Genomic DNA, 25529 nt, shown 5'->3' on the forward strand with positions numbered 1-25529 from the left:
CTCGCTCAGTTGGGTCTCACTCGGGGGTCGACCACCGCGTACAGCACGTCGGCGATCATATTGCCCACCAGCAGCAGCGCCGAGCCGATCGTCAGCTCGACCATCAGGACCGGCATGTCGCGCTCCAGCAGGGCCTGGTACATCAGGCGCCCCATGCCGGGGTATCCGAAGATCTGCTCGATGATCACCGAGCCGCCCAGAAACGCCGGCAGCAGATACCCCACGAACGTCACGATGGGGCGCAGGCTGTTGCGCAGGGCGTGCTTGTACGCCACGGCAGATTCCGACAGCCCCTTGGCGCGGGCGGTGCGGATGTAATCTTCGTTCATGGCCTCGACCATGGAGGCTCGCATGTAGCGGCTTTCCCCGGCGATGCCGCCCAGAGCCAGCACCACCGCGGGCATGAACACGTGCCAGGTTACGTCGACGGCCTCGGTGAAGCTGTTCTGGAAATCCACCCCGAAGGTGCTCAGGCCCAGGGCGGGAATGTGCAGAACCCTCACGATCAGCAGCACGAGCATGTAGGCCACCCAGAAGCTCGGCAGCGAGAGCATGGCGAAGCTTAGGACGCTGATGACCTTGTCTCGCCATCGGCCTTTGTGGCGGCTGGCGTAAATCCCCAGCGGCAGCGCGCCGCCGGTGCTGATCAGGAACGCCATCACGCTCAAGGCCAGCGTGGCCGGAAGGCGCTCGAGGACCTTGCCGATGGCGCTGCGCTGGTCCTTGAAGCTGGTCAGATCGCCGGTGACCATGTCTTTCATCATCAGGACGTACTGCACCGGAAGGGGCTTGTCGAAATGGAACTGCTTGGCGATCATCTCGCGAACCTTGGGATTAAGCCCCGGGTTCATTTCCATGCCCGGCAGGGCCGCCTGCCCCCCAGGGGCCAGGTTGATGATCAGGAAGCTGATGATCGTGATCCCGATCAGCAGCGGGATCGAAATCAGCAGCCGTCTTATGATGAAAGTCCACATAGGCGTCAGGGCTTCAGGTTCGGCGCGATCGATCGCGGCGCCCACCATTGCATGTAGTACGTCACCCCGGCAGGGGTATTTTCAATCGGGCCGACGACCCATCCGCCTTTGCCGTCGGGGCGGCGAACGACGTACTGGTCTTTCCAGATGGCCGTCGTCGGGATCGGCGTCGAGAGGAACAGGAATGGCTGGTCGTCGTAGATGATCTTCTGCATCCGCTGGCAGAGACTCTTGAGCTTGTCGCGATCGAAGGTAGTGCGGATCTCCGACAGCAGGACGTCGACCTCTTTGCTGTTGTACGAGCAGAAGTTCAGGCCCGGAGGCTTGATCATCGAACTGTGCCAGAGCTGGAACTGGTCGACGCTCTTGCCCAGGCTCCAGCCCAGCACGCAGGCGTCGAAGGTCTGCGTGTTGATGTAGTTCTTGATGAAGGCCGCCCATTCGTACGTCGAGGTGTTGACCTTGATCCCGATCTTCTTCAGGTCGCTCTGGACGAGCACCTGGATCGCCAGGCGCAAGGGATTGCCATTGTTGGTGATCAGGTTGAACTCGAACCGCTTGCCGTCCTTGTCCAGATACCCGTCGCCGTCGTGGTCTTTCCACCCTGCCTCGGCCAGCAGCGCCTTGGCCTTTTCCGGATCGTATGGGATCGTCGCCAGGTCCGGGCTGCCGTACCATTCGTGATAGGGGAAGGGGCCGTTGCTGGCGCGGGCCTGCCCGCGATAAATGTACTGGATGATGCTGTCGACGTTGACCGCATGCGCCAGGGCCAAGCGGACGCGCTTGTCCTGGAACAGGGGCTTCTTGAGATTCCAGCCGATGTAGTCGTACGCGTCGGCGGGGCGGCTGAAAGTCCGGAAGCGTGGATCCTTCTTGTACTGGGCCACCTGGTCGGGTCGGACGCCGTCGACGTCGAACCCGCGCGCCTCAAAGGCCACCTGGTTGACGAACTCGTCGGGCAGAATGCGGTAGGCGAACGACTTGAGATTCGGCGCGCCTTCGAAGTAGTCCTCGTTGGCCTGCATTTTGAGGTATTCGTTGTGGACCCACTCGACGTTCTTGTACGGTCCGGTCCCGATGGGCGTGCTGTTGAAATTCTCCGCCCACCAGTTGCCGCTCTTGCCGTCCAGGATGTGCTTGGGAATCAGGCCCATCATCCAGCTTGAGGTGCAGTCCGTGTACGGAACGCGATAGGTGACGATGAACGTGTAGTCGTCCGGGGTGGACACGCTCTTGATCGTCCAGTAGTCCGACGCGCGGGGCGAGCGGTACTTGGGGTCGATGATGCTGTAATATGTGAAGCTCGCATCGTGCGACGTCAGCTCCTTGCCGTCGTGCCAGCGAACGCCCTTGCGGAGCCGGAACGTGAAGACCGGCTCGTTGAGCAGCGCCTCGTCAAGCGACTCCATGATCGAGACGGCGGCCGGTTCTGGCTCGGATGGTTTCTGCCCCGCCGGCTCGGCTGGGGCAGAGGCCGCCGGCTGCGTGGCGGCCGCCTGTGCCAGAGGCATCGAGAAGCTTCTGGTGAGCACGTCGGTGAAGGCCTTCGTGTCGCCGGCAACCGAAACGCTTAGCAGCGAATCGCCGATCGCGATCATCTCATGCATCGTTGCCGAGGCGGTCTGATGGGCCACGGCGGCAACGAGCGCCTTGACGTTCTCGGTATTGGCGGCCGCGCCGCCGGGGAGCTTGCCGTCCTTGTCGAACTCCAGGGTCAACACCGTCACCGGTCGAAGTGCCTTGCGGTCGATGACTTTGAAGAGTTCTTCTTCATAACTGGTTCCGGCCGTCACGCGGTCGGTCTCGCTGCCGAATTGCAGCACGAGGCGATTGGCGTTCTGGTTGACCGCCTGAAGCTTCATGGCTGCCCAGCGGTCCCTGGCGGCGTTCAGTTTGCCCATCGTGGCCGCGGCTTCGGCGTCGGAATTGAAGAACGCCGTCGAAGTTTGCGTGATGCGGTAGTCGTCCGCCAGGTCGCCGACGACGTTGTAGTCCTGGTCGTATTTCAGGAGCCCATTGAAGAGGAACTGGGCCACTTCCGACGCCGAGGTAGTTTGGGAAATAATCGGATTCAAATCGTCCGGTTCGCCGATGCTGCCCAGCGTCAATTCATCGACCTTATGCGCGACGTGGACGTTGCGCACGACAAAAAAGGCCATGATCATCCAGGCGATGATGACGATCAGCGGAACCAGCAGCAGTTTGCGAAGGAGCATCGATTACCTTGCGTGGGGACTACTTTTGGTGGGCATCCTCGGCCGGCGCCCACCAGTTCATGTAATACGTCGCACCGACCTTGGTTTGGGCCTATTTTCCAGCCGGGGCTGCGGGGTCTGCGGTGGGGCCGAAGTCCGACTCGATGGGCAGACGGATGCCGTCATCCTTGAACGCTTCGACCCACTCGCTGACGGCGCGGATGACGTTGATCCCGCGATTCTTGTCGTCGCCGGAGGCCAGCGCCCGCCGGATGGCGTTTCGCGAGCTGCCCGAGGCCGCGGCCATGGCGATTTCGGCAGACCGCAGCAGCGAGGAGTTCGCCGTCACCAGTTCTCCCAGCGAATCTTCCTCAATGCTCCGCTTGATGATCGGGGGCGGGGTGACTTTGGGTCTGCTGGTGGGTTCTTTGGCTTTTCGCACCGGCCCGCCGGCGGTGGGGTCGCCGGCAAGATGGTCGACGTTCGCCGGCGGCTGCTGGGCGGCGGGGCGTTTGGTCACGGGGGGCTGGGGCTTGGCCGCGGTTCCTGCGGCAGCCTTGGGTTTCACCTGCGTCATCGCCCCTTCGAGCAGGTTCTGCGCCACCTTGGTTGGGGTTGGGCTGCCCGGACCCTCCGGGACGGCGACTCCGGCGGGCGGTTGGTCATCGGCGGGGGGTTGCACGGCAGGGGGCTGCACGGCGGCCTCGGCGGCCTTGGCGCGTTCGGCTTCGACCTCGGCCAACTTGGTGTCGGCCTTTTCGTATATCCGCGCGGCGCACCAGGCCATGTCGACCATCATCTGGCGGACTTTCTTTCGGGCGGCTTTGTCGCTGCCCAGTCCGGCGTCCAGGTCGGCCAGGATGGGCATGGCCGCGGAGCAGGCATCGGCCCATGCGGGATCGGCGGCGAGCACCTGGCGGCAGTAGGTTTTCCAGTTCCGCGAGAGGACGTCGAGGATGGCTTTGCGGACCGGGGTGTTCATCGCCGCTGACGTTCCGCCCTGGCTGAAGCTCATTGCCTCAAGCATGGCGCCGACGACCATGGGGGAGTCTTCCTTGCCCGCGGCGGCGCTGACGGTGGCAACGAGGTCCAAGGCCGGAGCATCGCCGCCGCTGAGCAGTGCCGGGCGGATGCGTTTGTATCCGCCCCATCCCATGTACCGCACAGCCACGTTGGAACTGCCCACCATCTTCTTCAGCGCCGGCTCGATGGGGGCCTGGGCTACCATGGTCAATGCCATCGCCAGGTTGATCTGCTTGGCCGCCAGCAGCGGGTCGTCGGCCTTGAGACCGTCCAGCAGCGGCGTGATAGTGCTTTCAAGACTGGCCGCGAAGGCGTTGGCGAACTCCGAGCCGGAACCGGCGTGGAAGTCCAGCGTCAAGCCGCGCCGCGCGTCGTAGATCTGGGTGCGGCTGGATGCCTTGGCGATCATGCCGACCCAGTACGAGATCCTGGCTTCGAGCGGTTGCGTCAGATCGAGTCCGGTAGCTCCGGCCGGCGGCGCCGGCGGCGCAGCAGACTGGGACAGGGCGGTGGAAGACATGCCTGCCAGAAGGAGGCAAGCGGCCAGTGTTATGGACAGGGCGCTACGCATTATTTTCCCTTCATTTAGCACCAGGCAGAACAACTGAATTGATAGTAGACCGCCCCCTGCGGCCTGTCAAGAATCATATGCGACTGGCAGCAATCGCGACTGAAGGGTGCGGGGATAGCGCGACCGCTTGCGCAATAACTGCTAACCCGCAGGCGGCTCATCGCTTCAGATGCTCTTGCCCTGGGCTACGTGTATTACTTGCTGTCGGCGATGCTGCCCTTGGGCGGCCAGGGCTGATCGCTCAGCCACAGCGGGGCGGCCCGAAGGACGAGCTGTTCTTTGGTCACCAGAAAGTGCGGATTGCCGCTGACGCCGGCGCGGCTGGCGTTGATCTGGTAGAGCTTGGGGTACTTGCCGTAGACGCCGGTGCGCCCGGCAGAGTCGCCGTGTCCGCCGTCGACGTTGCCGAACACGGCCGTGCCGGCTCCCAGCAACCGCGTGTCGTCGGGGTTATAGATGTTGCAGATGCCCTTGCGGGTCATCGTCATCGCCGCCGCCAGCGGGTAGTCAGCCGAGAGGCTCGCGGCCAGCAGGAACGCGCCCTCGATGGGCTTGGCGCCGGGGACCGTCGCCAGGGCTTCGAGCGTGAAGACGGCGATCCCGCCGCCGCCGCTGTGCCCGACGAGGTAGACGGGCTTGCCCGGGTGATCGAGCTGGTATGCGGCGATGCGCTCGGCCAGCGACTCGGCGGCGCGGCGGTTGCCGTCGCTGTCGGTCTGGTTGACGATCAAACCCAGACCGGGGATCGGGAAGCCCCACTTGTGGATCACCAGCGCGTACGGAATGTTCGAGTTCACCAGGCCCTGGCGCAACTCGCGATTGGCCGAGCTCTCGCCCTCGATGCCCGGAAGGATCACCACCAGGCCCTTGTCCATGCGATCCGAGGAGGCAAACATGGCTTCCTCGCCGCAGCCGCCGAGCAGGAGGGCGGCCGCCAGCATCGCGATCGTCAACAGCGCGGTTCCAGACATGTCAGTTCTCCTTTGCCGCCGCCGGCTGGGTCGTTGCGGCTTGCGTGCCGCTGAAGCGGGTCACTTGTCCATCCAGTTCAATCTCGCGGAAGCGGGTCTTGGTTTTGAGCAGGACCTTGACCAGTCCGCCGGGCACAGCGGGGTTTCGCCACGAGCGGATCCACATGTCCTGGCTCTGGTCGACGAATCCGGGCACGGCGGCGTTGACGGTGAGTTCCCAGATGGCGCAGAGCACCTTCCGGTCGCCGACGAGTATCTTTTGAGTGCCCTTGGGCTTGATCTTGGCGCTGGGATGCGTCCGGGGATGGTCAGCCGGGTCGATCATCGCCTTCTCGACGCGCGATGCGACGTGGGGCGGGCCTTTCTCCAACTGCACCGTCCGCTCGATGACGACCTTCTCGGCATCTTTGGAGACGAGCTTTTCGGTCATGGTGACATTTTCGGTGCGCTTGCCGTCTTTCTGCGTGCCTTGCATCGTCACGCTGGCGCCGGTCTCGAAGGGCGCCCATCCGGCATAGTTGGGGTTGGCGACCAGTTCCGGCTGACATCCGCCGAAAACCGCTACACAAAAACCCGCAATGATCGCACAGGCAAAGGGCAGTCGCTTGTTCATTCATGCGTCCTCGAAAAAGTGCCGCTGCTGGCAGCGATTCTACCGCCGAGTGCGACAAATCATAATTCAAACTTCAAATTACATGCAAGAATGCGAATGAAAATGGACGCTCAGTGCAGGAGCCCCGGCGGTCAAGCCGTGATGCCTCCTTGTCAAAACCGCGATCTGGGTGGATAATACCGCCATGACAGCCACGCCATATTCCCCGCGTGATGAATCCGCATCGCCCCAATGGTCGCGCCGCGAGCAGTTGCAGACGATCCTGCCCCGGCTGCTCGGACCGGTAGACGAACCCACCCTGGCGGGCATCGAATCGGTCGTCGAGTGGGTTAATCTTAAACGCGGCGACGTGCTCTTCCGCCAGGGCGATTCGGGCGACAGCCTCTATCTCATCGTCACCGGGCGCGTCTGCGTCGTACGGCAGGGACGCGACGGGCCCAGCGTCATCGCCGAACTCTCGCGCGGCGAGAGTGTCGGCGAAATGGCGCTGATCACCGGCGAGGCGCGGTCGGCCGACATCTACGCCATGCGCGACAGCATCCTCCTGCGACTGTCCCGCGAGGCCTTCGACAAGATCGTCGAGCAGTGCCCCGTGCTGATGCGGTCAATCGCCAAGACGCTGATCGGCCGCCTGCGCGCCGCCGATGAGTCGCGAGCTGAAGGTGGCTTGCTGCGGACCGTGGCGGTGCTTCCGGCCTCGACAACCGTACCGGCGGAGGACTTCTGCAACCGCCTGGTGATGGCCCTGGCGCCGCTGGGCAGCGTGCTGCACCTGACCAGCCAGCGCGTCGAGACGATCCTTGGGACCGGCGCCGCACAGTCGGCGGCCGGCGAAGCCCAGGCCGCCGCCCTGGCCGCATGGCTCGACGAGCAGGAGGCGGCCCATCGCTTCATCGTCCTGCAGTGCGACGGCGACGCCTCGGCATGGACGCACCGGTGCATCCGCCAGGCCGACCGCGTCCTGGTGGCCGCCCGTGCCGACGCCGATCCGACCGTCGGGGCGGTCGAACAGGCGGCCTTGGCGGGGCAGACGCAACTGACAGCCGCCCGGCGGACGCTGGTGCTGCTGCACGCCGACGGGTCGAAGCTGCCCTCGGGCACGAAGCGCTGGCTGATGCCCCGCAGCATGCACGACCACCTGCACGTTCGACTCGATCGCGACGGCGACTTTGCCCGCATGGCTCGCGCGCTGGCGGGGCGGTCTATCGGCCTGGTGCTTGGCGGCGGGGGAGCGCTGGGGCTGGCAGAGTTGGGAGTGATCCGTGCCTTAGAAGAGGCCGGCGTTCCCATCGACATGGTCGGCGGAACGAGCATGGGAGCCGTCATCTCCTGCCTGCACGCGCTGGGGCACGACTACCACAGCGGGCTGAAAATGAACCGCGCCGCCTGGATCGACGCCAAGCCCTTCCGCGCGTACGCCCTGCCGTTCGTGTCGCTGTTCCAAAGCCCGCGGTTCGACGGTATCGCCAAGACCGCCTGCGGCTACTGCGATATCGAAGATCTGTGGCTGCCCTTCTTTTGCGTCTCCAGCAATTTGACGCACTCGGACATGAAGGTCCATCGCAGCGGAACGCTCTGGCGCGCCGTCCGCGCCAGCGCCACCATCCCCGGCGTGGCCCCGCCGATGGTCGACGACGGCGACCTGCTCGTCGACGGCGGGGTCGTCAACAACCTTCCCGGCGACGTCATGCGGGAGCAGGGCGCCAACACCGTTATCGTCGTCGATGTACACCCCGAGGAGGAAATGCACGTCGAGTACGAGGACATGCCCTCCTGCTGGCAGATCCTCTGGAGCCGCGTCCTGCCCATGCGAAAACGCATCAACGTCCCCAGCCTGCTCTCGCTGCTGGTCCGCTCGACCATGATGAGCAGCCACAACCGCAAGAAGGCGGTACACGCGGCCGCCGACCTGCACTTCACGCCCCCCGTGACGCACTACAAGCTGCTGCAGTTCGCCGCGATGGACGAGATCGCACGGATCGGCTACGACTATGCCCGCCAGTACATCGCCCAATTGCACAGCGAAGGAAAACTCCAACCTATCCTCCAGGCCGCCGGCGTGACGAGCGCGACGTCTGGCAATCCGACAGCGACTGCCTGAAAGATAATAGAAAGCGGGTGCGGACATGGGAAACTACTCGGACCGCCTGACCACCGAGGTGCGGCTGGAACGCATGCGGCCGGAACAGATCGAAATCGCCAAGCGCGTCCGCCCGGCGATCTATGTTCCCCTGGGGTCGATCGAATGGCACGGGCGTCAGAACCCCGTCGGGCTCGACGCGATCAAAGCCCACGAACAACTGGTGGCGCTGGCGGCCCGCGTCGGCGGCGTGGTCTATCCGCCGGTGTTCTTCGGTTGCGGCGGCGGACACATCTGCTACCCCGCGACGTACATGGTCGCCGCGCAGCCGATGGTCGCGATCGTCACGGACCTCCTGAAGGGCTTCGAGCGGGACGGGTTCAAGATGGCCATCCTCGTCAGCGGACACTACCCCAACCGCAGCGAGTTCATGGACCCTGCCGTGGCGGCGTATCATCAGGGCGGCGGAACGATGCGCATCCTCAGCATCGTCGAGTGCGAAGTGCCCGACGTCGGCGGCGACCACGCGGCGTACTGGGAAACTTCGGCCATGCTCCACCTGCACGGCGAGACCGTAGACATGTCCGCCTTGGGCCCGCCCCCCGCAGCCTTGGCCGATCAAGCCGAGAACTTCATGCCCATTGAGTTCCACGACCACCCCTGCTACGGGATTCTCGGCCTGGACCCGCGTGGCCGCGCCAGCGCCGTCGCCGGAAAGACCCACACCGACCGTCTGGTGGAGTTCTTCGCCCGATGGCTCGACGGCGAGGAGCCTGCCCGCGGCAACGGCTGGCTCAGAGCCCCTGACCAGCCAGAGCCCTCCCGCCAAGGCACCGGGCTTGATCCCGGTTAATCGTGTACTGCCGCACCCGCGGGCGCTGTCGCCGGTTGTGTCGCCGGGGCGGGCCTGGGCGGGGGGACCAGCGGGAACTCCTCGACCACTTCGCCCGAGGCCGTCATCGTCGTGCCGGTGATCTTGTCGCCGTCGACGTGAATGGCCGTCAGCATCAACTCGTATCTGCCGGTCTTTTCACCGGCCGGCGTGCGGATCTTCGTCGCGCCGCCGCCGGTGCCGATGACGTACGAATCGCCCTCGATTGCCTCGGCAATTCGCTTGCCTTCGTAGATGCCCGCCCCGCCCAGCGCCTGAATGATGTACGTCACGCCGTCGCGGTGCGTGCGATAGTAGCTGTGGTCATGCCCGGCAAAGTCGGCCACCACGCCATACTTGGTACACAGCCGCGTGAAGGCTGTCGGGCGGCCCGGAATTTCCGCCTTGGGCTTGACGCCGATGGTGTAACTGGGCACATGCTGCCAGACGAAGAGATGTTTGCCGGCCTTCTTGCCCTGGGCCAATTGCTCTTCGAACCACGTCAGTTCGTCTTTGGTGGGTTGGGTCATGGCGGCGTCGAGGGTGATGAAGCGGCAATTTCGCACGTCGAACGTGTAGTGCTTGGAATCGATGCCCCAGAATTTGACGTACAGGGGAAACTGCTTTGCCTGGAGTCCGCCGACATCATGGTTGCCCACGCAAGGCCACAGGGCCATCTTGCGGGCGAATGGCGAAAGCTGCCTCTCGAACTGGTCGTAGTTCTTGGGCACGGCGCTGGGGACCATGTCGCCGATAAGCAGCACGTGCGAGGGCTTCAGCGCCTCTGCCCGATCAAGCAGGCCCGTGAAGCCGGGGTTGCACTTCGAGTCGCCCATGACGACGAAGCTGAACTTGTCGGCCGTAATGCCCTTGAGCGCCTGGGCCATCACCGGGCGCGGGTCGAAGGGCTCTTTCGGCGGAAACGCCAGGGCAATGGCCGGCAGCAGAACGCAAGCGACGGCGGCGGTCGAGAACCTGGCGAAAGATTTCGAACGAGGCATGTCGGGAGTCTCCATCTTCTGTAGGATTAACCCCGGCCAAACGTGGGCGATTCTATTCGCTATTGAAATTTCAATTTCATGGATCGAATCCGCCCCTTGTGCGTCGAATGCAGCGGGTATCATTCGACAGAACATGGAGTCGACGACTATGAGCAAGACGATATCGGCGTTAACGGTCGGGGCAGCTTCGTTGCTTATGCTCTGCCTGGGCGGGCAGTTCGGAGTGGCCGCGGAGAAGGGCACGGCCGTGGCGGTCGTTCAGCAGTGGCGGGGGTTCAACGCCAGTCAGGAGGCGCCGCGGCGGGTCGTTGTCAAAGACCAGAAGGCGTGGGAGGAGGTCTGGTCGGCCATGGTCGGCTATCTCGAACCCAAACCCGAGGCGCCCAAGGTCGACTTCGACAGTCAGATGGTCATCGCCGTCTTCATGGGCCGGCGCAGTACGGGAGGCTTCTCGATTCAAATCACCGGCATTGAGCTCAATGACAAGATGGTCGTCGCGGTCAAGCAGTCTTCCCCTCCGCCCGGCGCCATCACCACACAGGCGCTGACATCACCGTATCACGTGGTGGTCGTCGCCAAGACGGACAAGCCTGTTGAGTTCGTCGACGATAAAAAGTGACCGCACTGCCCGGTGACGCTGCAATAACGCGCGTCGCCATGCCACCCTCCGCTGCAGCCACCCTTAACGTGGCAGGGAGGGTGTTTGGACTTCAGGCGCCACGACCCCGGCGGGCGCCGAGCCCGATGCGGGGCGGCTGGTCGCCAACTTATGCCCGTTGGCGGCCGTGAAGTACTTCTGAATCACGTTCATTGCGGGTTTTCCGCAGGGCACGTAAGAAGTGTCGCGCGGGCCGATCTCCTGGTCGGGGTGGTTCTTCCATTCCCAGACGAGGATTCCGCTGACGGCGGTTTCTTTGCCCCAGGTGCGGAAGAAGGCCTCGAAGCAGTCGGCCTGGACGAGTGGGGCGGGCTTGTCGGGCGAGCGATAGTAATCCCAGGGATACTGGGCGCAGGTGGCCTGGTTGGGCCAGCCGACCTCGGTGAAGATGATCGGTTTGTTGACCTTGGCCTGCCAGGAGAGGATGTCTTTCTTGATGGGGATCCAGCCCTGCATGAGCCGGTCAAGCGTCGGTTCGGCGCCTTCGGTCAGATCGTAATAGGTCGTCATGCCGACGACGTCCAGGTCGTCCCAGAACTTCGGGACGGTGTAATGGTCCCAATTGGCCGAATATGACAACCGCCCGCTGAAATGCTTTCGCACCTTGGCGATCAGCTTGCGCCACTGGTCGGTCTGATCTTCCGTCGAGATCAGCTCGGACCCGACGCTGAAGATTTCAACGTTGTTGCTCTGGGCCGTCCACACGAAGTGCATCACGAAGTTGGTGTAGTCTTCCCACCAGTCTTTCCAGTTGACGGGGTTGATCTGTCCGCGCCATTCCTGCTTGCGGGGGTTCTCCAGCAGCACGATGGGCATGAAGACCACGCGCAGCCCCTTGCGGTGGGCGTGCTGAAGCAACTCGCCCAGGTCGCGGTCGGAGGGGACCTTTCGCGAGTCGATGAAGATGCTGGTCGATCCGCCGTGCTCCTGGTAGCCGGCCACGGAAATGCAGATCGTGTTGGCTCCGGTGGCGGCGATCTCGTCGATGGACTTGTGGTAGAACTCCACGTTCTGGGCGTTGTCGAACTGCAGGCAGAATCCGCGCATCTGCTCGACCGGCGCCGGGGCTGCCAGAAGCGACGGCGGCTGCATCGGGGCATTGCGCGGCGAGCCCAGCATCCCTACCGCGCCGATACCGACGAGGGCGGCCGCAAAAATCACCAGGATCAGCAGTTTGTCCGTTTTCATGAAGGTCCTCAATATCTCAATATTAAACGCTCGCCGTGGGCGGGAGGTTGTATTTTTGTCATGGCGCCCCGTCGGGGGCGGGGCGGTCCTGGGCGGCGTTGTCGCCCGCGGGGGCGAATCGTCTGGCGGCGGCGGCTTCGGCATCCAGCGGAACGATCAGCGTAAATACGGCGCCCTTGCCGGGGGTGCTCTTGACCATCAATCGCCCGCCCAGCAGCAGCGACAATTCCTTTGCGATGGCCAGGCCCAGCCCCGTGCCCTGGGCCTGCTTGGTCAGCGAGCGGTCGACCTGGTAGAACTTCTCGAAGATGTGTTCCTGGTCGGCCTCGGGGATGCCCGGTCCGGTGTCGGCGACGGAGACGGCGACTTCATCGCTGGTCTGCCCCGCGCTGCGGCGGATGCGGACGGCGGCAGAGAGCACGACCTCGCCGCCGGGCGGGGTGAACTTCAGGGCGTTGGACAGCAGGTTGTAGAGGATCTGCTGCAGTTTGCCCGAGTCGGTTACGATCAGGGGCAGGGCCTCTTCGATCTTGGCCTCGAGTGACAACTGCTGCTGGTCGGCCAGGGGTTTGAGCAGCGCCACCAGCGTCTGGCAGACGTCCGAGAGCGAGACCTTGTTGAATCGCACGTCGGCCTTGCCCGCCTCGATCTTGGCCAGGTCCAGCAGGTCGTTGATCATTCCCAGCAGGTTCTTGGCCGAGGTGATGATGTTGGCGGCGTAGCGGCGGTTGCGTTCCTCGCCGGTCTCGGCCAGCAGGTCGGCGAATCCGATGATGCTGTTGAGCGGGGTCCGCAACTCGTGCGAGACGCTGGCGAGGAACTCGCTCTTGACCTTGTTGGCGTTGAAGAGCGTGACGTTGGCTTCGGCCAGTTCGCTGAGTTTGAGGTCCAGCGCTCGGTTGGCGTTGCGGAGCTGCTCGTGCTGGGAGTTGATGGCGTCGAGCATGTCGTTGAAGCTCTGCCCCAGGCGCTGCAGCTCATCGCCGGTCGACAGCGCCGTTCGCACCGACAGGTCGCCCTCGGCCACCTTGCCGGTGACCTTGTGCAGATGGCGCACGGGGCGCAGCACCAGGCGCTGGGTGATGATCGAGAAGAGGATGAACGCCAGCAGCCCCGCCATCGCCACCCCGACGATGAACGCCCCGCGCGCCCACCAGGTCATCGGCTCGGCCGAGGCGGTGTCCGGAACCGTCACCTCGGCCACCGCCACCAGCGTGTCGGGCTGCAAGAGCATGGCGGCGCGGGTGGCCGTCTCGCGGCCGTGGCAGGCCAGGCACTTCTCGTTGACCCTCACCGCCCGGTAGCATCGGTAGACGGGCCGACCGCTACGGTCTTTGGTCTTGCCGACGGCGGTGTCCTGGTCTGGATTTTCGGCAAAGGCCCGCGCGGCGCGGGCGGCCTCGGTGCTCAGCAGCGGGTTTTGCGCCAAGTCGGGGCGCAGGCGGATGACGGAGGGTCCGCGACGCTGCGAGAGCTCCTCATTCATCGTGTAGAGTTGCGCCAGGCGGCTGGGGGTATCGCCCTGCCGCATGTGCTCCTGCATCCACTCGTTGACGCGAAGGCGCGTCAACTCGGCCCCGGGGCGCTCGATCCCCTGGTCGCTGAGCAGCTCCAGGAAATACCACGGCGCGCCCATGGCCGCGGCGATGATCGTCAGCACCGCCACGCCCAGCAGCAGGCGAAACTTCGTCGCCAGCGAGATTCTCACCACTTGCCTTGCCATAGTCGCCGTTACCGCCGTGACAGGTACGTCTGGGCAATGTCGCGCAGCGTGTATCCGGTACGGTTCAGCCGCCGGATCAACCGCACCCGCCGGACCAGCTTCTGATCGAACAACCGCCGCTGCCCCTGGCGCAGCGGACACACCAGCCCCAGCAGGATGTAATATTCCAATGTCGCGGGGCTCACACCAGCCGCCGCCGCGGCGGCAGAGAGCCGCATCAGCGTCGTCTTGCCTGGCTCGTTCATGGAACCTGCAGTGTATCCGCTGGACGGCGGGCAGACAAAAAAGAATCACGCCACGCTGTCAAAGCACTACATCGCCAGCGAGACCAGGTAGTCCGTCAATGCCGGCAGATTTGGGAATTGAAGCACCTTGTCAGGAAGCGGTTTGGGTGTGGGCGCGCCGATCATCACGACCTTGCACCCAAGCCGCGACGCCTGGCGGACCAGCGCCTCGTCTTGGCTGACAAAGTACAGAACGTTGGGGGGGGTCTTGCGCAGCCCGCGAAGTGCGGCCTGAAGGGCCTCCAGGCGCGTTCGGGCCTGCGCGCCGGGCAGCACCAGGGCGGGGGGCAGGTCCCGGCGAATCGCCGCCAATGACTCGACGAACTCGGCCGGCGGGCCCGACCCCACGAACGCGACGATGCCCAGCCGGGACATCGCCGCCACGGAGGCTTTCAGACCCGCTGCGCTACTGCCCGCCAGGCGGCTGTCCACAAGGAAGACACGCTCCTGCGGCCGCACGCCTGCGATGATGGCGGAGGCTTTCTCGAAGGCATAGGGACCATATGGCGCGCCCTGGACCGTCCCGCGCTCCACGCCTGCCTGCGCCGGGCCGAAGTTGACTCCCGCGACCGTTCCGCCGCCGCCGAAATGTGCGGGCAAGACGCTGCTGTAGACGAGGGTCTGCCCTGAGGAGCGTTCCAGCGCTGGCGGAATGATGCAGAGCTGGCTGGATGCGGGGACACTGGGCGTCGCGACGGTGTCGCAAAGAACGAATGTCCGATGCGACTGGGCGGTGACGTCGCGGCAGGCCTCGATGCCCAGCCAGACCAGCGCCAGCAGCGCCGCGGCCGCCAGGGCCAACATGCCCCGCCGACAGGCGACGCCGACCGTCATGCGCTGGATGTGATCCATCATGCGTTCCCGGGCGGCGTGGCGCCGGCCGCGTCGACAATGTCGCAGCGGACCTGGGGTTTGAGGCCCAGCATCCGCGCCACCAGGCTGGCCGGAAGGGTCGTGAGCGTCCGGTCGTAGTCTTTGGCCGTCTCGTTGTAGTGCTGCTGGGCAGTGGCGATAGCGGCGGTGACGGCGGCGCGTTCGCGAAGTTGGCGGGCCAAATCGATATTAACGGCCAGGGTGGCGTGGCGGCTGCGCAGGTCGATCACGTCCTGAAGGCATGACGCCAGAACGCGATGGGCCTGACCGCGTGCCCTCACGCCGGAAGACTGCCGCAGGGCCTGGCGTGCGTCGGCCAGTCGCTGCAGCGAAGAGCGCCCGGCGCTTCCGAGGTGCAGCTCGACGGTCGCGGCGACGCTGGCGGCCAGTTCGCTGTATCGCTGCAATTGCGAGTCGACGCCCGCCCACGCCTGGCGGCAGCGGTTGCGGCTGGCGGCCAGTTGCGCCTGCCCGGTCAGCATCGCCAGGGCCAGAAAGCCCACAGCGGCAAGAAGCATCCAGATGCCCAGCATGGTGTTTTGTGCGGCATGACCGGTTAAGTCACGCCCTCGCTCCTCATACGGTTGCAGGCAACGGGCCGTGCAAATAATTTATCGGCAAACGAACCCTCTTGCGCATTGAAGATCGTGTGTTTATAATACGCGGATTATGGACGCATTCACGCTGGACAAGATCGAGTTCGACAAGATCCGGGACATCCTGGCAGGCTTCTGTCACTGCAAGCTCGGGCGCGACGTGGCGGCCCACATCGCCCCGGCGCGTAGCGGCGACGTCATCCGCCTGTGGTTGGCGCAGACCTCCGAGATGGTCGCGGCCCTGCGCGACTACTCGCCGCCGCCCTTCGGCGGCATCACGGACATTCACCCGCACCTGGCCCGCGTGCAGGACCCCAGCCAGTCCGAAGCCGAAGACTTCTCCGTCGTCGCCGCCACGCTCGAAGGCGCCGCCAACGTCAAGACGTTCCTGGACTCCCTGCCGGAGAGCTTTCCGCACCTGCGCGAGATGGGCGAGAAGGTCGAGACCTTCGACGGCGAGGTCAAGGCCATCCGTGCCGTGATCGGGCCCGACGGCCTGGTGGCCGACTCGGCCTCGCCGCGGCTGGGCGAGATGCGGCGCGAGATTGTCGCGGTGACGGATGAGATTTACCGCGTCATCCACAGCTACCTGCACGTGCCCGAGGTCGCCAAGCTCCTGCAGGACGAGACCGTCACCCTCCACGGCGACCGGTACGTGCTGCCGGTGAAGTCGGAAAACCGCGGGCGACTGCCCGGCGTCATTCACCGCACCAGCGGATCCGGCGCGACGGTCTTCGTCGAGCCGCTGGCCAGCGTCGAATTGAACAACCGCCTGGCCGACATCCGCGACGATGAGCGCCGCGAGGTGCGCCGCCTGCTGGGCGAGTTGTCCGTCCGCTTGACGGCGCGTGGGGCGGCTATCGCCTCGACGCTGCGCACGCTGGCGCAGGTCGACCTGCTTTCGGCCAAGGCGCAGTACGCCTACCAGTTCGACATGACCTGCCCCGAGGTGACGGACCAGGGCGTGCTCGAGTTCCCCCAGGCGCGCCATCCGCTGCTGGTCGACCAGGCCTGGCGGCAGGAGCAGGCAGGCATGCGGCCGATCGACCGCCACCCGGTGGTGCCCATCGACGTTCGGCTCGGTCGCGACTTCGACCTGCTGGTGATCACCGGTTCCAACACCGGCGGCAAGACCGTGACGCTCAAGACCGTGGCACTGCTGGTTCTCATGGCCCAGTCGGGTCTGCACATCCCCGCCCGCCGCGGCGCCACCATGCCGGTGTTCTCCAACGTCTTCATCGACATCGGCGACGAGCAGTCGCTCGAACAGTCGCTGTCCACCTTCGGCGCGCACATGAAGCGCATCCACTACGTGCTGAGCAAGGCCGACCGCTTCAGCCTCGTGCTGCTCGACGAGCTCGGCAGCGGCACCGACCCCGACGAGGGCGGGGCGATCGGCCAGGCCGTGCTCGACGAGCTGCTGCGTGTGGGATGCCTGGGCGTCGTCACCACGCACCTGAGCGTGCTCAAGGCCTACGCGTTCAATCACGACCGCGCCGATAACGCCTCGGTGGCCTTCGACACCCGCACCATGCGCCCGACGTACCACCTGCACATCGGCACGGCGGGGGAGTCCCACGCCATCGCCGTCGCCCAGCGACTGGGCCTGCCGCATCACCTGATCGACGCGGCGCGGCGGCACCTCAGCGGCCAGGGCAAACAGTTTACCCAGGCCATGCGAACCACCGGCGCCGCCCGCCGCTCGGCCGAGGCCGCCCGCTCCGACGCCCAGGCCGCACAACTGGCCGCTCAGGTCGAGAAGGAAAACTTCCAGACCAAGCTCGGGCAACTGCGCAAATTGCAGGACGAGTTCTGCGCCTGGCTGGCCGGACTGATGGAAATGAAGCCCGGCGACCCGCTGCCCGTGCCCGACCTGAACCGCCCGGGCAAACTGGTGCGACTCGAACTGCACCGGCAGATTGCCGTCGTCGATTCGGGATCGATGCAGGTCGAGGTGCCCCTCCAGGCCCTGATGCCCGACTTCGGCCAGGAACAGCAGCGGCAGGAGATCGCCAACCTCAAGGGCCAGATCGCCGCCCACGCCCGCGAGGCGTCGCTGGCCACCCAGCAGGCTAAACGGGTTCAGGCCCAGTACGAAAACGAACTCAAGCAGCTCCAGCGACGCGGCAAGCAATACGAGGATTGGCTGCGCAGCATCGCCGCCGTCAAGGTCGGCGATGAAGTCCCTATCGCTCGCGAGCCCGGAAAGGGAACGCTCACTGCCGTTGACCTGGCGAACCTCAAGGCCACCGTCAGCACCGGCCAGGACCAGCACGAGGTGCGCCTGCAGGAACTGTTCCCGCAGACCGGGCCTTTCGCCGCTCAACCGCCGCGACCCAGGCCTCAAAGCGCGCCGCCGCATCCACAGCAGCAGCACGGGCGTCGGCCGCAGGAGCACCAGCCTCGCACGCCTCGCCCGGTCGACAACCGCCCGATGCAGCGTCGCACGAGCGACAGCAACGCCGCCCGCGCCAGCCGCGAGGCCATTCTCGCCCTCGAACCCGGTCAGCAGGTCTACGTCGTGCCGTTCCACAAACGCGCCACGCTGGTGCGGTTCAAGCAGGACAAGGACCAGGCCGTCGTCTCCAGCGGCGCCTTCGAGATGACCGTACCGCTGGCCGACCTGGACCTGGTTCGCGACGGCGAGGGTTCCCAGAAAAACTAAGAGCCCCATCGCCGTGAGGCGCGGGGCTCTCCCTCCTCTAGTCTGTCCGCTGCGAGCTATCGGGGCGTCGCTACAGTCTCTATCGACCGCCCGCGGCGGGACATTAATAAGAGCAATGCGATCTCAGACTTCCCCCACCCACCGAACATGAGATGCCCAAGGCGTGGATCTCAGACCATTCACTAATCGCCGGTCAGCAGTCAGGAGGAGGCAGCCCTCTTGTATTGCCACAACCAGATACAAGCAATCGTAGACGGATCGGCCCGTCGTGTTGGCCAAGCGCAGGGCGTCCGCGGCGATGCCTCTAGTAGGCAAAATGCGAATTGGAAGCATCAAACATGCCGCAAGAATATCGTCTGCCTCCGCGTGGTCTATCGCCTTGCGGCCGACGCGTTTCCAGATGATGTTCGCCAGTTCCGCCCAAACCAGGTCGGGCGCTACCAGTTCGGCGGCCGCGGCGATAACATGCTCGCACTGGGCCGAGTGCTCCTCCTGAAAGTAGAGCTTGGCGAGAACGCTGGCGTCAGGCACCAGACGCATCATCGGCGGCGGTCCTGACGGATTAATTTAACGCTGTCGGAAAACTTGCGCCCTGCCCGTCGCGTTCGAATGGCGGCGGCTGCAGCAAGGGCCTCGGCAATAGATGTTCCCGCCGCCTGCTCCAGAAGCATTTTCGCCTCGCTTTGCAGTGATCGCCCGTTCTGTCTCGCGCGATCCTTGAGGCGCTTTAGGGTCTTGATGTTGACGTCCCGCACTAGAATATCAGGCATGGCCATTCTCCGTATCGCGTTCCTATCGGCTATTACTATGATAGCATCAGTAAAGCCGATCGACAATCCAATCCTAAGCTCTCGAAGCATTGCCGCCGTTGACAGCCCGGCGCGGGGGACCTACCATATTCGCCCATGCGAGTATTATCTGGAATACAACCGTCCGGGCGGCTGCACGTGGGCAATTATCTCGGCGCGATCCGCCAATACCTGACGCTGCAGGAGCAGGGGCATGAGTGCTACTACTTCATCGCCAACTATCACGCGATGACGAGCCTGTCCGATGCGGCCGAGCTCGAAGCGGCTACCCTGCACGTGGCGATGGCGTTTGTGGCGTTGGGGATCGACCCGGCCCGCAGCGTGTTCTTCGCCCAGTCGGACGTCCCGCAGGTGACGGAACTGTGCTGGATCCTCAACTGCCAGTGCCCGGTGAGCCTGATGGAAAAGGGCACCAGCTACAAGGACAAGATCGCCAAGGGCCTGCCCGCCAGCATGGGCCTGTTTGACTACCCGGTGCTGCAGGCGGCCGACATCGTCATCTACGATGCCAACTGCGTTCCGGTGGGGCAGGACCAGAAGCAGCACGTTGAGATGACGCGCGACATCGCCGCCAAGCTCAACAAAGCCGTCGGCTCGGAGGTGCTGGTGCTGCCGGAGGCGTACATCGTGCCGGATGTGGCCATCGTGCCCGGCGTCGACGGGCAGAAGATGTCCAAGAGCTACAACAACACCATCGAGATCTTCGCCAACGACAAGCAGACGAAGAAACGCTGCGCCCAGATCGTCACCGACTCGACGCCCCTGGAGGCCCCCAAGAACCCCGACACGTGCAACGTCTTCGCGCTGCTCAAGCTCTTTGCCAAGCCCGACGAGTTGCAGGACATCGCCGCCAAATACCGTGCCGGCGGGTACGGTTACGGCCACGCCAAGAATCGCCTGGCCGAGCTGATCAACGAGACGTTCGCGGCCGCACGCGAAAAGTACGCCCAACTCGAGCAGCACCCCGACGACGTGCGCGACCTGCTAGCCGAAGGCGGCCGCAAAGCCCGGGCGACCGCCGAAGCCACCATGCAGCGCGTCCGCAAAGCCTGCGGGCTCGTGCGGACGCATTGAACAGCCAAATTGGAAATTGGAAATTGGAAATTGGAAATAACGCCGCTTGGTACGCTTTGCGTCGCACCTTGCCGCCGTGGCGGTTTGAGGAGAATCTGCAGGAACTGGTCGAGTGCGCGCCGCGGTATGGGATCGACGAGGTCATCGTCGTTGTCGATACCGAGGAGTTCACGCACGGCCAGCCCCCGCTGGGGTGGATCAAACGCTACATGCCGATGCTGCAGCGGGCGGCCGACGAGCTGCGGCGAGCGGGCATCGTCTATTCGCTCAATCCGTGGATTACGGTAGGCCACTGCGACCGGGCGCGCGACGACCGCAAAACCCTGCCCGGGCTCCAGACGATGGTCGGCGACAACGGCGTGCAATGCACCAGCTGCGCCTGCCCGCTCGACAGCGTCTGGCGCAAGCACACCCAGAAGATCTGGACGCTCTACGCCAAGACGCGTCCTCACGTGGTGTGGGTCGAGGACGACATCCGCACGTTCAACCACGAGCCCATCCAGTACGGGTGCTTCTGCCCGATCCACATGGCGAGGTTCTCAACGATCGTCGGGAGCAAGGTCACGCGTGAACAACTGCTGACGGCCGTGCTCGCGCCGGGGCGCCCGCACCCGTGGCGCAAGGCCTGGCTAGACATGCAGCGCGACGCCATGAACGAGACGGTCGCATTTCTCACCCAGGCGATTCACCGCGTCAGCCCGCAAACATGCATAGGCCTGATGTCCAGTCACCCGCGAAACCACGTGATGGACGGGCGCGACTGGAAGAGCTTCTGCGATGCCCTCGCCGGCGGCCGGACCCTCTACAGCCGCCCGCCGATGGGCAACTACTCCGAGGGCCCGCTGCGCGGATTTTACTACTCGCACGATTCGATCAAGATCACACGGGCCTGCTGCCCGGCCGGAACGATCGAGCAGACCGAAGTCGAGAAGGTTCCCTTTACGCGCTACGCCAACAGCAGCGTCTTCACGTTCCTGGAGATGGCGGTCTCGTTCGCGTACGGCTGCCAGGGCGTGACGATGAACCTCTTCGACCATGTCGGCACGCCGATGGAAGAGGACGCGTCAGTGGGGCGGATGCTCGGCAGCCGCAAGCCGTTCCTCAACGCGTTGGCGGCCGCGGCGCAGCGACCGGGGATGTATCGCGGCGTGCGGCTGCTGCATCGCGACGGTAGCGCTTACGTCAAGCGTCTGGCTAAGGGCAAGCTCCGCTACGGCGCGCTGGGCGAGGAGGGCGCCGAGATGGGCGCCATCCTCGAAAGCCTCGGCGTGGCCACCACGTACGAGACCGATCCGGCCGGTGTGACGGCGGTTTCCGGCCAAAGCGCCCTGCGGGCCTGCACCGATGACGAGATCCGCCAGATGCTCGCCGGCGGGATGTATATCGACGCCGTCGCGGCCGGCGTGCTCGTCGAGCGCGGGTTCGGCAAGGAAATCGGTCTGACCGCGGTCGCCCCGCCGGTTTGCATCGACGACATCGAGCCGCTCTCGGCCGAGGAGTTCCACAACACGCAATTCGGCGGCCGCGAGATGGACTACATGACCCTCACGCTGCCGGACCTGATGGGCCGCCCGAGCTTAAGTATCGTCAAGCCCGCCGGCGGGGCGCAAGTGCTCAGCCACATGGTCGACCCCGACCGCCGCCGGCGGTACGTGGGCATGACGGCTTTCGAGAACGCCTTGGGCGGGCGCGTGGTCGTGCATGCCTTGGCGCTGGGCACGACCGTCGGCGGAGTGATCGGCGAGGCGTTTTTCAGCCCCACGCGCCAACGGCAGATTCTGTCGGTGATGGACTGGCTGTCCCGCGGCCGCCTCCCGCTGGTCACCACCGGCGACGGCGTCTATCCGCTGGCTTTCCGCAAAGACTGCGGCGACACGACGCTGCTGGGCATGTTCAACCTGAGTCTGGATCCATGGCCAGCCGTGCAGTTCGGCTTGGCGGACAGCCGTCACGTAGCGTCGATGAAAGTTTTGGGTTCCAATGGCAAGTGGTCGGCGACCCGCAAGCTCTTCGCCAAACGATGCGACAAGAAGAGCATTGTGCGATTCATGGACGGCGTTTCGTTTAATCAACCTCTGTTCGTCCAGATTCGATGGGTGTAATAAGTTGGGACGCTTACCACTTTTCTCTCAGCCTGTCGGTGTTCTCGCCGGCACAAGAGACCCTGGGAGTAGAAATGTGTATAGAAAGCAAAGAAAAGTGGTAAGCGTCCCAACTTATTCTTGCAAAGCGGATGGGCCGAGGCTTATCGTGACGGCATGCCACGAGCAGCCAGACTGGTCATCCCGGACTGCCCGCACCATGTGGTTCAACGGGGCAATAACAAGCAGGACGTCTTCTTTTCTGACGACGACCGGCGGTACTACTTGAGGTCTCTCAAGCAATGTGCTCGGGAATACGGCCTGAACGTGGTTGCCTACGCCTTGATGTGCAATCACGTTCATCTGGTTGTGGTGCCCAAGTCGGTTGAGTCGTTGGCGAAAGGGATCGGACGCACCAACTTCTTTTACACCCGGCATGTGAATGCGCTTCAGGGCCGATGTGGTCACCTATGGCAGGATCGTTTCTTTTCCTCGCCTCTCGATGAGAGCTACTTTTGGAACGCGATGGTCTATGTTGAGCGTAATCCGGTCCGTGCTGGAATAGTCTCGGCCGCTTGGGATTATCCCTGGTCCAGTGCGGCGGCTCACTGTAACAATCACGATCTGACGGGCCTGCTCGATATGCAGACGTGGCGTTCGGTGCAGCCGCCGGAGGGAAGTTGGCACGAATCATTGGCCGAGGGTCTTGACGAACAGACCGAGTTGAAGGTTCGGAGTTTCTCCAGTCGCGGGCTGCCGCTGGGGAGTGACTCGTTCGTCAGTAAGCTCGAATCCGACCTCGAGCGTCGCCTCAGGCCGGCCGAGATGGGTCGGCCAAGAAAACAGAAAGTTGGGACGCTTACCACTTTCCAAGGACCAGCCAGCCAGGCGTGAAAAGTTGGGACGCTTACTACTTTTCCTTCAAGCATGGGTCCTGTCACGGGGGAGGGTAAATAAATAGAAGATCGTTCGGCATCGAAACGAAAAGTAGTAAGCGTCCCAACTTTTAAATAGAAGATCGTTCGGCATCGAAACGAAAAGTAGTAAGCGTCCCAACTTTTCTAGTCGGGCGTCGCCACTTATCGGGCGGGTTGGGTCGCGGCGTCAGCCTTGTGCGAGCGAACCAGGACCCGTGCGAACAGCACAGACTGCACCTCAACTTTGACGGGCATCCGGCGGGCGCGCTGTTGCAGCCCGGCGAGGATCTCACCGCGCAGCGTCTCAAGGGCCGCCGATCCGTCAAACTGTTCCGGCGTCTTGCCGGCAAGGAAAACGATCAGCCAATCCTCAAATTCCGGATGTAGTCGCTGCAAGGCGTATTGCTTGGTGAAACTGGACTTCAGATTGAACTGCCTGACATCCTCGTCCTCTTCTATCCCTAGAACCGTCACGTTCAGTGCCAGCAGCACGTGCTTGTCGCCGCCTTTGAGATCGATCGCCATTTCGTTCATCGCGATCTCGCGCTGCTTGAGTTCCTGCTTGGGCGAAGCGTTTGGGCTGGGCGCCTGGGAGGGGGCGTACGGGTCGCTGAGCGTGGAACATCCGCCCAGCACTGCCAGAACCATGACGGCCGTCAGGCCATAGAGAGCCTTGCACATGTTCGTTCCTTTCCAAGTGTGCGCTGCACGCGACGGCGATAACTCTAGCCGCACGCGCGGGCCTACGCAACGCAGAAAGGAACGCGGGTTATTCCAAGGTGCCCGTCGCCACGAAGCTCTGGAGCGTTTTCATGTAGTTGGCTCGCTCGAAGGCCGCGGGCTCGGCGGTGTTGCGGTGGCTGAGCACGCCCTTCATCTGCTCCAGCGACTCGTATTCCATCTCTTCCATGATCGCCGTCATCTGCTCTTGCACGGTGGCGATGTGCCCAGGACCGTTGCGCAGCAGCGCCGAGCACATCATCGTCACGTCGGCCCCGCCCATGACGAGCTTGACGGCGTCGCGACCGGTGTGGATGCCGCTGGTGGCCGCCAGCGAAGCCGCCGTTCGCCCGAACAGAATCGCGATCCATCGCAGCGGCAGGCGATTGTCCTCGCTGGTCGAGAGCACCAGTCGCGGGCGCACCTCGAGGTTCTCCACGTCGATATCGGGCTGGTAGAAGCGGTTGAACAGGACCAGCGCGTCGGCGCCGGCCTCGACGAGTTGGTGCGCCATGTTCGAAATCGATGAGAAGAACGGCGACATCTTCACCGCAACCGGGATCGAGACGGCGGCCTTGACCGTCTGCAGGATATCCAGGTGTACCTGCTCTATTTCGTGCCCGGAGACCTGCGGGTTGGTCGGCAGAAAGTAGATATTGAGCTCCAGCGCGTTGGCGCCGGCTTGCTGCATCTGGGCGGCGTACTCGGCCCAGCCGCTTTTGGAGACGGCGTTGAGCGAGGCGATCACCGGGATCCCCAGTGCTTCGCGGAACCGGCTGATCTTGGCAAGGTATTCTTCAGGCCCGGTCACGTAATCGGGCTTGTCGGGGAAGTACGTCAGGGACTCGGGGAATCGCTCCGTGCCGTACTCCAGAAAGTAGTTCAACTGCCGCACGTCGTACTGGATCTGCTCCTCGAAGAGCGAGTGCATGACGACGGCCGCCGCTCCGGCGTCTTCAAGCCGGCGCACCGTGTCCAAGTCGTGCGACAGCGGCGAAGGGGATGCCACCAGCGGGCTGCTCAGGCGCAGGCCCATGTACGATGTTGAAAGATCCATGGCGTATCCTTTCCTGTTCCTATACATGATAGTCGCCCGCCGCGCGGCGGCTGGCGCTTGACCGGCGGGCGGTGCGGGCATAAAGTTCCGCATCAGGGAGTACCACATGGAACGGACATTAACGCTGCTCAAGCCCGACGCCGTCCAGCGCCAGCTCGTCGGCCGCATCATTGAGCGGTTTGAGTCCAAGGGACTCAAGATCGTCGCGATGAAGTTCCTCCGCGTCACGCCCGAGATGGCCGCAAACCTCTATTCGATGCACCAGGGCAAGGAGTTTTACCCGGCGTTGATGCGGTTCATCACGTCGGGCCCGGTGGTGGCGATGGTTCTGCAAGGGCTGGACGCCGTCAGGATCGCCCGCACGCTGATGGGCAGCACGTTCGGGCCCGACGCCGCGCCCGGGACGATCCGCGGCGACTTGGGCGCCTCGCGGCGGTACAACCTCATGCACGGCAGCGACAGCATGGATGCTGCCGCCCGGGAAATCCCCATTTTCTTTCCCGAGAATGAACTGATCGAGTACGACATGAGCATCGAGTCGTGGATCTATGCCCGGCACGGGCGCAAACATCTGTAGCGGGTTGA

Annotated in this window: 23 protein-coding genes; 8 read left to right on the forward strand and 15 right to left on the reverse strand. The window is 64.1% G+C overall.

The window, feature by feature from the left end; all coding sequences use genetic code 11:
• Window positions 1-5: 5 nt before the first annotated feature.
• The 5 genes from ABFD92_20465 to ABFD92_20485 form a co-directional block, all read right to left on the reverse strand.
• On the reverse strand, window positions 6-974 hold the full coding sequence (locus ABFD92_20465) for an ABC transporter permease (GenBank protein MEN6506914.1): 969 nt from the start codon (window positions 972-974) through the stop codon (window positions 6-8).
• Window positions 975-979: 5 nt separating this feature from the next.
• Entirely contained in the window at window positions 980-3190 is a 2211-nt protein-coding gene (locus ABFD92_20470) for an ABC transporter substrate-binding protein (GenBank protein MEN6506915.1), read from the reverse strand.
• 91 nt (window positions 3191-3281) lie between these two features.
• Window positions 3282-4712 (reverse strand): hypothetical protein, encoded by a 1431-nt coding sequence (locus ABFD92_20475; protein MEN6506916.1) that lies wholly within the window; start codon window positions 4710-4712, stop codon window positions 3282-3284.
• Window positions 4713-4957: 245 nt separating this feature from the next.
• Window positions 4958-5734: a hypothetical protein gene (locus ABFD92_20480; protein MEN6506917.1), complete on the reverse strand. Its 777-nt coding sequence runs from the start codon at window positions 5732-5734 to the stop codon at window positions 4958-4960.
• Window position 5735: 1 nt separating this feature from the next.
• A complete protein-coding gene (locus tag ABFD92_20485) occupies window positions 5736-6347 on the reverse strand; it encodes a hypothetical protein (GenBank protein ID MEN6506918.1) in 612 nt (203 codons plus the stop codon).
• A 184-nt stretch (window positions 6348-6531) separates the two neighbouring features.
• On the opposite strand from ABFD92_20485, the gene ABFD92_20490 reads away from it, so the two are divergent.
• The gene (locus ABFD92_20490; protein MEN6506919.1) at window positions 6532-8448 is read left to right on the forward strand and encodes a cyclic nucleotide-binding and patatin-like phospholipase domain-containing protein; all 1917 of its coding nucleotides are present in this window, start codon (window positions 6532-6534) and stop codon (window positions 8446-8448) included.
• Between the two features lie 25 nt (window positions 8449-8473).
• Entirely contained in the window at window positions 8474-9280 is an 807-nt protein-coding gene (locus tag ABFD92_20495; protein MEN6506920.1) for a creatininase family protein, read from the forward strand.
• Here the strand turns inward: ABFD92_20495 and ABFD92_20500 are convergent.
• Window positions 9277-10299, reverse strand: a complete 1023-nt coding sequence (locus ABFD92_20500) for a metallophosphoesterase (GenBank protein MEN6506921.1) — start codon at window positions 10297-10299, stop codon at window positions 9277-9279. The genes ABFD92_20495 and ABFD92_20500 overlap by 4 nt on opposite strands.
• Before the next feature lie 148 nt (window positions 10300-10447).
• Between ABFD92_20500 and ABFD92_20505 the strand changes: the two genes are divergently transcribed.
• A complete protein-coding gene (locus ABFD92_20505) occupies window positions 10448-10918 on the forward strand; it encodes a protease complex subunit PrcB family protein (protein MEN6506922.1) in 471 nt (156 codons plus the stop codon).
• Window positions 10919-10981: 63 nt separating this feature from the next.
• Here ABFD92_20505 and ABFD92_20510 read toward each other — a convergent pair whose 3' ends face one another.
• From ABFD92_20510 to ABFD92_20530, 5 genes are all read right to left on the reverse strand, one after another.
• Window positions 10982-12145, reverse strand: coding sequence for a hypothetical protein (locus tag ABFD92_20510; GenBank protein ID MEN6506923.1), 1164 nt, complete (start codon window positions 12143-12145; stop codon window positions 10982-10984).
• Window positions 12146-12203: 58 nt separating this feature from the next.
• Window positions 12204-13868 carry an ATP-binding protein gene (locus ABFD92_20515; protein ID MEN6506924.1) on the reverse strand — a complete coding sequence of 555 codons (1665 nt, stop codon included), beginning with the start codon at window positions 13866-13868 and terminating at the stop codon, window positions 12204-12206.
• Between the two features lie 8 nt (window positions 13869-13876).
• On the reverse strand, window positions 13877-14113 hold the full coding sequence (locus tag ABFD92_20520; GenBank protein MEN6506925.1) for a MerR family transcriptional regulator: 237 nt from the start codon (window positions 14111-14113) through the stop codon (window positions 13877-13879).
• A gap of 66 nt (window positions 14114-14179) precedes the next feature.
• Window positions 14180-15007: a hypothetical protein gene (locus ABFD92_20525; GenBank protein MEN6506926.1), complete on the reverse strand. Its 828-nt coding sequence runs from the start codon at window positions 15005-15007 to the stop codon at window positions 14180-14182.
• Window positions 15004-15558 carry a LemA family protein gene (locus ABFD92_20530; GenBank protein ID MEN6506927.1) on the reverse strand — a complete coding sequence of 185 codons (555 nt, stop codon included), beginning with the start codon at window positions 15556-15558 and terminating at the stop codon, window positions 15004-15006. The genes ABFD92_20525 and ABFD92_20530 overlap by 4 nt, the downstream gene beginning before the upstream one ends.
• A 136-nt stretch (window positions 15559-15694) precedes the next feature.
• Here ABFD92_20530 and ABFD92_20535 point away from each other — a divergent pair, with 136 nt between their 5' ends.
• Entirely contained in the window at window positions 15695-18286 is a 2592-nt protein-coding gene (locus ABFD92_20535; protein ID MEN6506928.1) for a MutS2/Smr-associated SH3 domain-containing protein, read from the forward strand.
• A 123-nt stretch (window positions 18287-18409) separates the two neighbouring features.
• On the opposite strand, the gene ABFD92_20540 is transcribed toward ABFD92_20535, so the two are convergent.
• Complete coding sequence (locus ABFD92_20540) at window positions 18410-18829, reverse strand: type II toxin-antitoxin system VapC family toxin (GenBank protein ID MEN6506929.1); 420 nt, start codon at window positions 18827-18829, stop codon at window positions 18410-18412.
• Window positions 18826-19056 carry a hypothetical protein gene (locus ABFD92_20545; protein MEN6506930.1) on the reverse strand — a complete coding sequence of 77 codons (231 nt, stop codon included), beginning with the start codon at window positions 19054-19056 and terminating at the stop codon, window positions 18826-18828. The genes ABFD92_20540 and ABFD92_20545 overlap by 4 nt, the downstream gene beginning before the upstream one ends.
• Window positions 19057-19191: 135 nt before the next feature.
• Between ABFD92_20545 and trpS the strand changes: the two genes are divergently transcribed.
• From trpS to ABFD92_20560, 3 genes are all read left to right on the forward strand, one after another.
• Window positions 19192-20169 carry a tryptophan--tRNA ligase gene (gene trpS / locus ABFD92_20550; protein ID MEN6506931.1) on the forward strand — a complete coding sequence of 326 codons (978 nt, stop codon included), beginning with the start codon at window positions 19192-19194 and terminating at the stop codon, window positions 20167-20169.
• Between the two features lie 23 nt (window positions 20170-20192).
• On the forward strand, window positions 20193-22271 hold the full coding sequence (locus tag ABFD92_20555) for a hypothetical protein (protein MEN6506932.1): 2079 nt from the start codon (window positions 20193-20195) through the stop codon (window positions 22269-22271).
• Window positions 22272-22427: 156 nt separating this feature from the next.
• On the forward strand, window positions 22428-23144 hold the full coding sequence (locus ABFD92_20560) for a transposase (GenBank protein ID MEN6506933.1): 717 nt from the start codon (window positions 22428-22430) through the stop codon (window positions 23142-23144).
• Window positions 23145-23329: 185 nt separating this feature from the next.
• Here ABFD92_20560 and ABFD92_20565 read toward each other — a convergent pair whose 3' ends face one another.
• Both ABFD92_20565 and ABFD92_20570 read right to left on the reverse strand, forming a co-directional pair.
• Window positions 23330-23848, reverse strand: coding sequence for a flagellar basal body-associated FliL family protein (locus tag ABFD92_20565; GenBank protein MEN6506934.1), 519 nt, complete (start codon window positions 23846-23848; stop codon window positions 23330-23332).
• 88 nt (window positions 23849-23936) lie between these two features.
• Window positions 23937-24944 (reverse strand): dihydroorotate dehydrogenase-like protein, encoded by a 1008-nt coding sequence (locus ABFD92_20570; GenBank protein ID MEN6506935.1) that lies wholly within the window; start codon window positions 24942-24944, stop codon window positions 23937-23939.
• Window positions 24945-25050: 106 nt separating this feature from the next.
• Here ABFD92_20570 and ndk point away from each other — a divergent pair, with 106 nt between their 5' ends.
• Window positions 25051-25521 carry a nucleoside-diphosphate kinase gene (gene ndk, locus ABFD92_20575; protein MEN6506936.1) on the forward strand — a complete coding sequence of 157 codons (471 nt, stop codon included), beginning with the start codon at window positions 25051-25053 and terminating at the stop codon, window positions 25519-25521.
• Window positions 25522-25529 lie beyond the last annotated feature (8 nt).

The organism is Planctomycetaceae bacterium (assembly GCA_039680605.1).
GTDB lineage: Bacteria > Planctomycetota > Phycisphaerae > SM23-33 > SM23-33 > JAJFUU01.

Coding starts and splice junctions, on each gene's coding strand:
- ABFD92_20465 (MEN6506914.1), bottom strand. CDS start 974: ATGTGGACTTTCATCATAAGACGGCTGCTGATTTCGATCCCGCTGCTG.
- ABFD92_20470 (MEN6506915.1), bottom strand. CDS start 3,190: ATGCTCCTTCGCAAACTGCTGCTGGTTCCGCTGATCGTCATCATCGCC.
- ABFD92_20475 (MEN6506916.1), bottom strand. CDS start 4,712: ATGTCTTCCACCGCCCTGTCCCAGTCTGCTGCGCCGCCGGCGCCGCCG.
- ABFD92_20480 (MEN6506917.1), bottom strand. CDS start 5,734: ATGTCTGGAACCGCGCTGTTGACGATCGCGATGCTGGCGGCCGCCCTC.
- ABFD92_20485 (MEN6506918.1), bottom strand. CDS start 6,347: ATGAACAAGCGACTGCCCTTTGCCTGTGCGATCATTGCGGGTTTTTGT.
- ABFD92_20490 (MEN6506919.1), top strand. CDS start 6,532: ATGACAGCCACGCCATATTCCCCGCGTGATGAATCCGCATCGCCCCAA.
- ABFD92_20495 (MEN6506920.1), top strand. CDS start 8,474: ATGGGAAACTACTCGGACCGCCTGACCACCGAGGTGCGGCTGGAACGC.
- ABFD92_20500 (MEN6506921.1), bottom strand. CDS start 10,299: ATGCCTCGTTCGAAATCTTTCGCCAGGTTCTCGACCGCCGCCGTCGCT.
- ABFD92_20505 (MEN6506922.1), top strand. CDS start 10,448: ATGAGCAAGACGATATCGGCGTTAACGGTCGGGGCAGCTTCGTTGCTT.
- ABFD92_20510 (MEN6506923.1), bottom strand. CDS start 12,145: ATGAAAACGGACAAACTGCTGATCCTGGTGATTTTTGCGGCCGCCCTC.
- ABFD92_20515 (MEN6506924.1), bottom strand. CDS start 13,868: ATGGCAAGGCAAGTGGTGAGAATCTCGCTGGCGACGAAGTTTCGCCTG.
- ABFD92_20520 (MEN6506925.1), bottom strand. CDS start 14,113: ATGAACGAGCCAGGCAAGACGACGCTGATGCGGCTCTCTGCCGCCGCG.
- ABFD92_20525 (MEN6506926.1), bottom strand. CDS start 15,007: ATGATGGATCACATCCAGCGCATGACGGTCGGCGTCGCCTGTCGGCGG.
- ABFD92_20530 (MEN6506927.1), bottom strand. CDS start 15,558: ATGCTGGGCATCTGGATGCTTCTTGCCGCTGTGGGCTTTCTGGCCCTG.
- ABFD92_20535 (MEN6506928.1), top strand. CDS start 15,695: ATGGACGCATTCACGCTGGACAAGATCGAGTTCGACAAGATCCGGGAC.
- ABFD92_20540 (MEN6506929.1), bottom strand. CDS start 18,829: ATGATGCGTCTGGTGCCTGACGCCAGCGTTCTCGCCAAGCTCTACTTT.
- ABFD92_20545 (MEN6506930.1), bottom strand. CDS start 19,056: ATGCCTGATATTCTAGTGCGGGACGTCAACATCAAGACCCTAAAGCGC.
- trpS (MEN6506931.1), top strand. CDS start 19,192: ATGCGAGTATTATCTGGAATACAACCGTCCGGGCGGCTGCACGTGGGC.
- ABFD92_20560 (MEN6506933.1), top strand. CDS start 22,428: ATGCCACGAGCAGCCAGACTGGTCATCCCGGACTGCCCGCACCATGTG.
- ABFD92_20565 (MEN6506934.1), bottom strand. CDS start 23,848: ATGTGCAAGGCTCTCTATGGCCTGACGGCCGTCATGGTTCTGGCAGTG.
- ABFD92_20570 (MEN6506935.1), bottom strand. CDS start 24,944: ATGGATCTTTCAACATCGTACATGGGCCTGCGCCTGAGCAGCCCGCTG.
- ndk (MEN6506936.1), top strand. CDS start 25,051: ATGGAACGGACATTAACGCTGCTCAAGCCCGACGCCGTCCAGCGCCAG.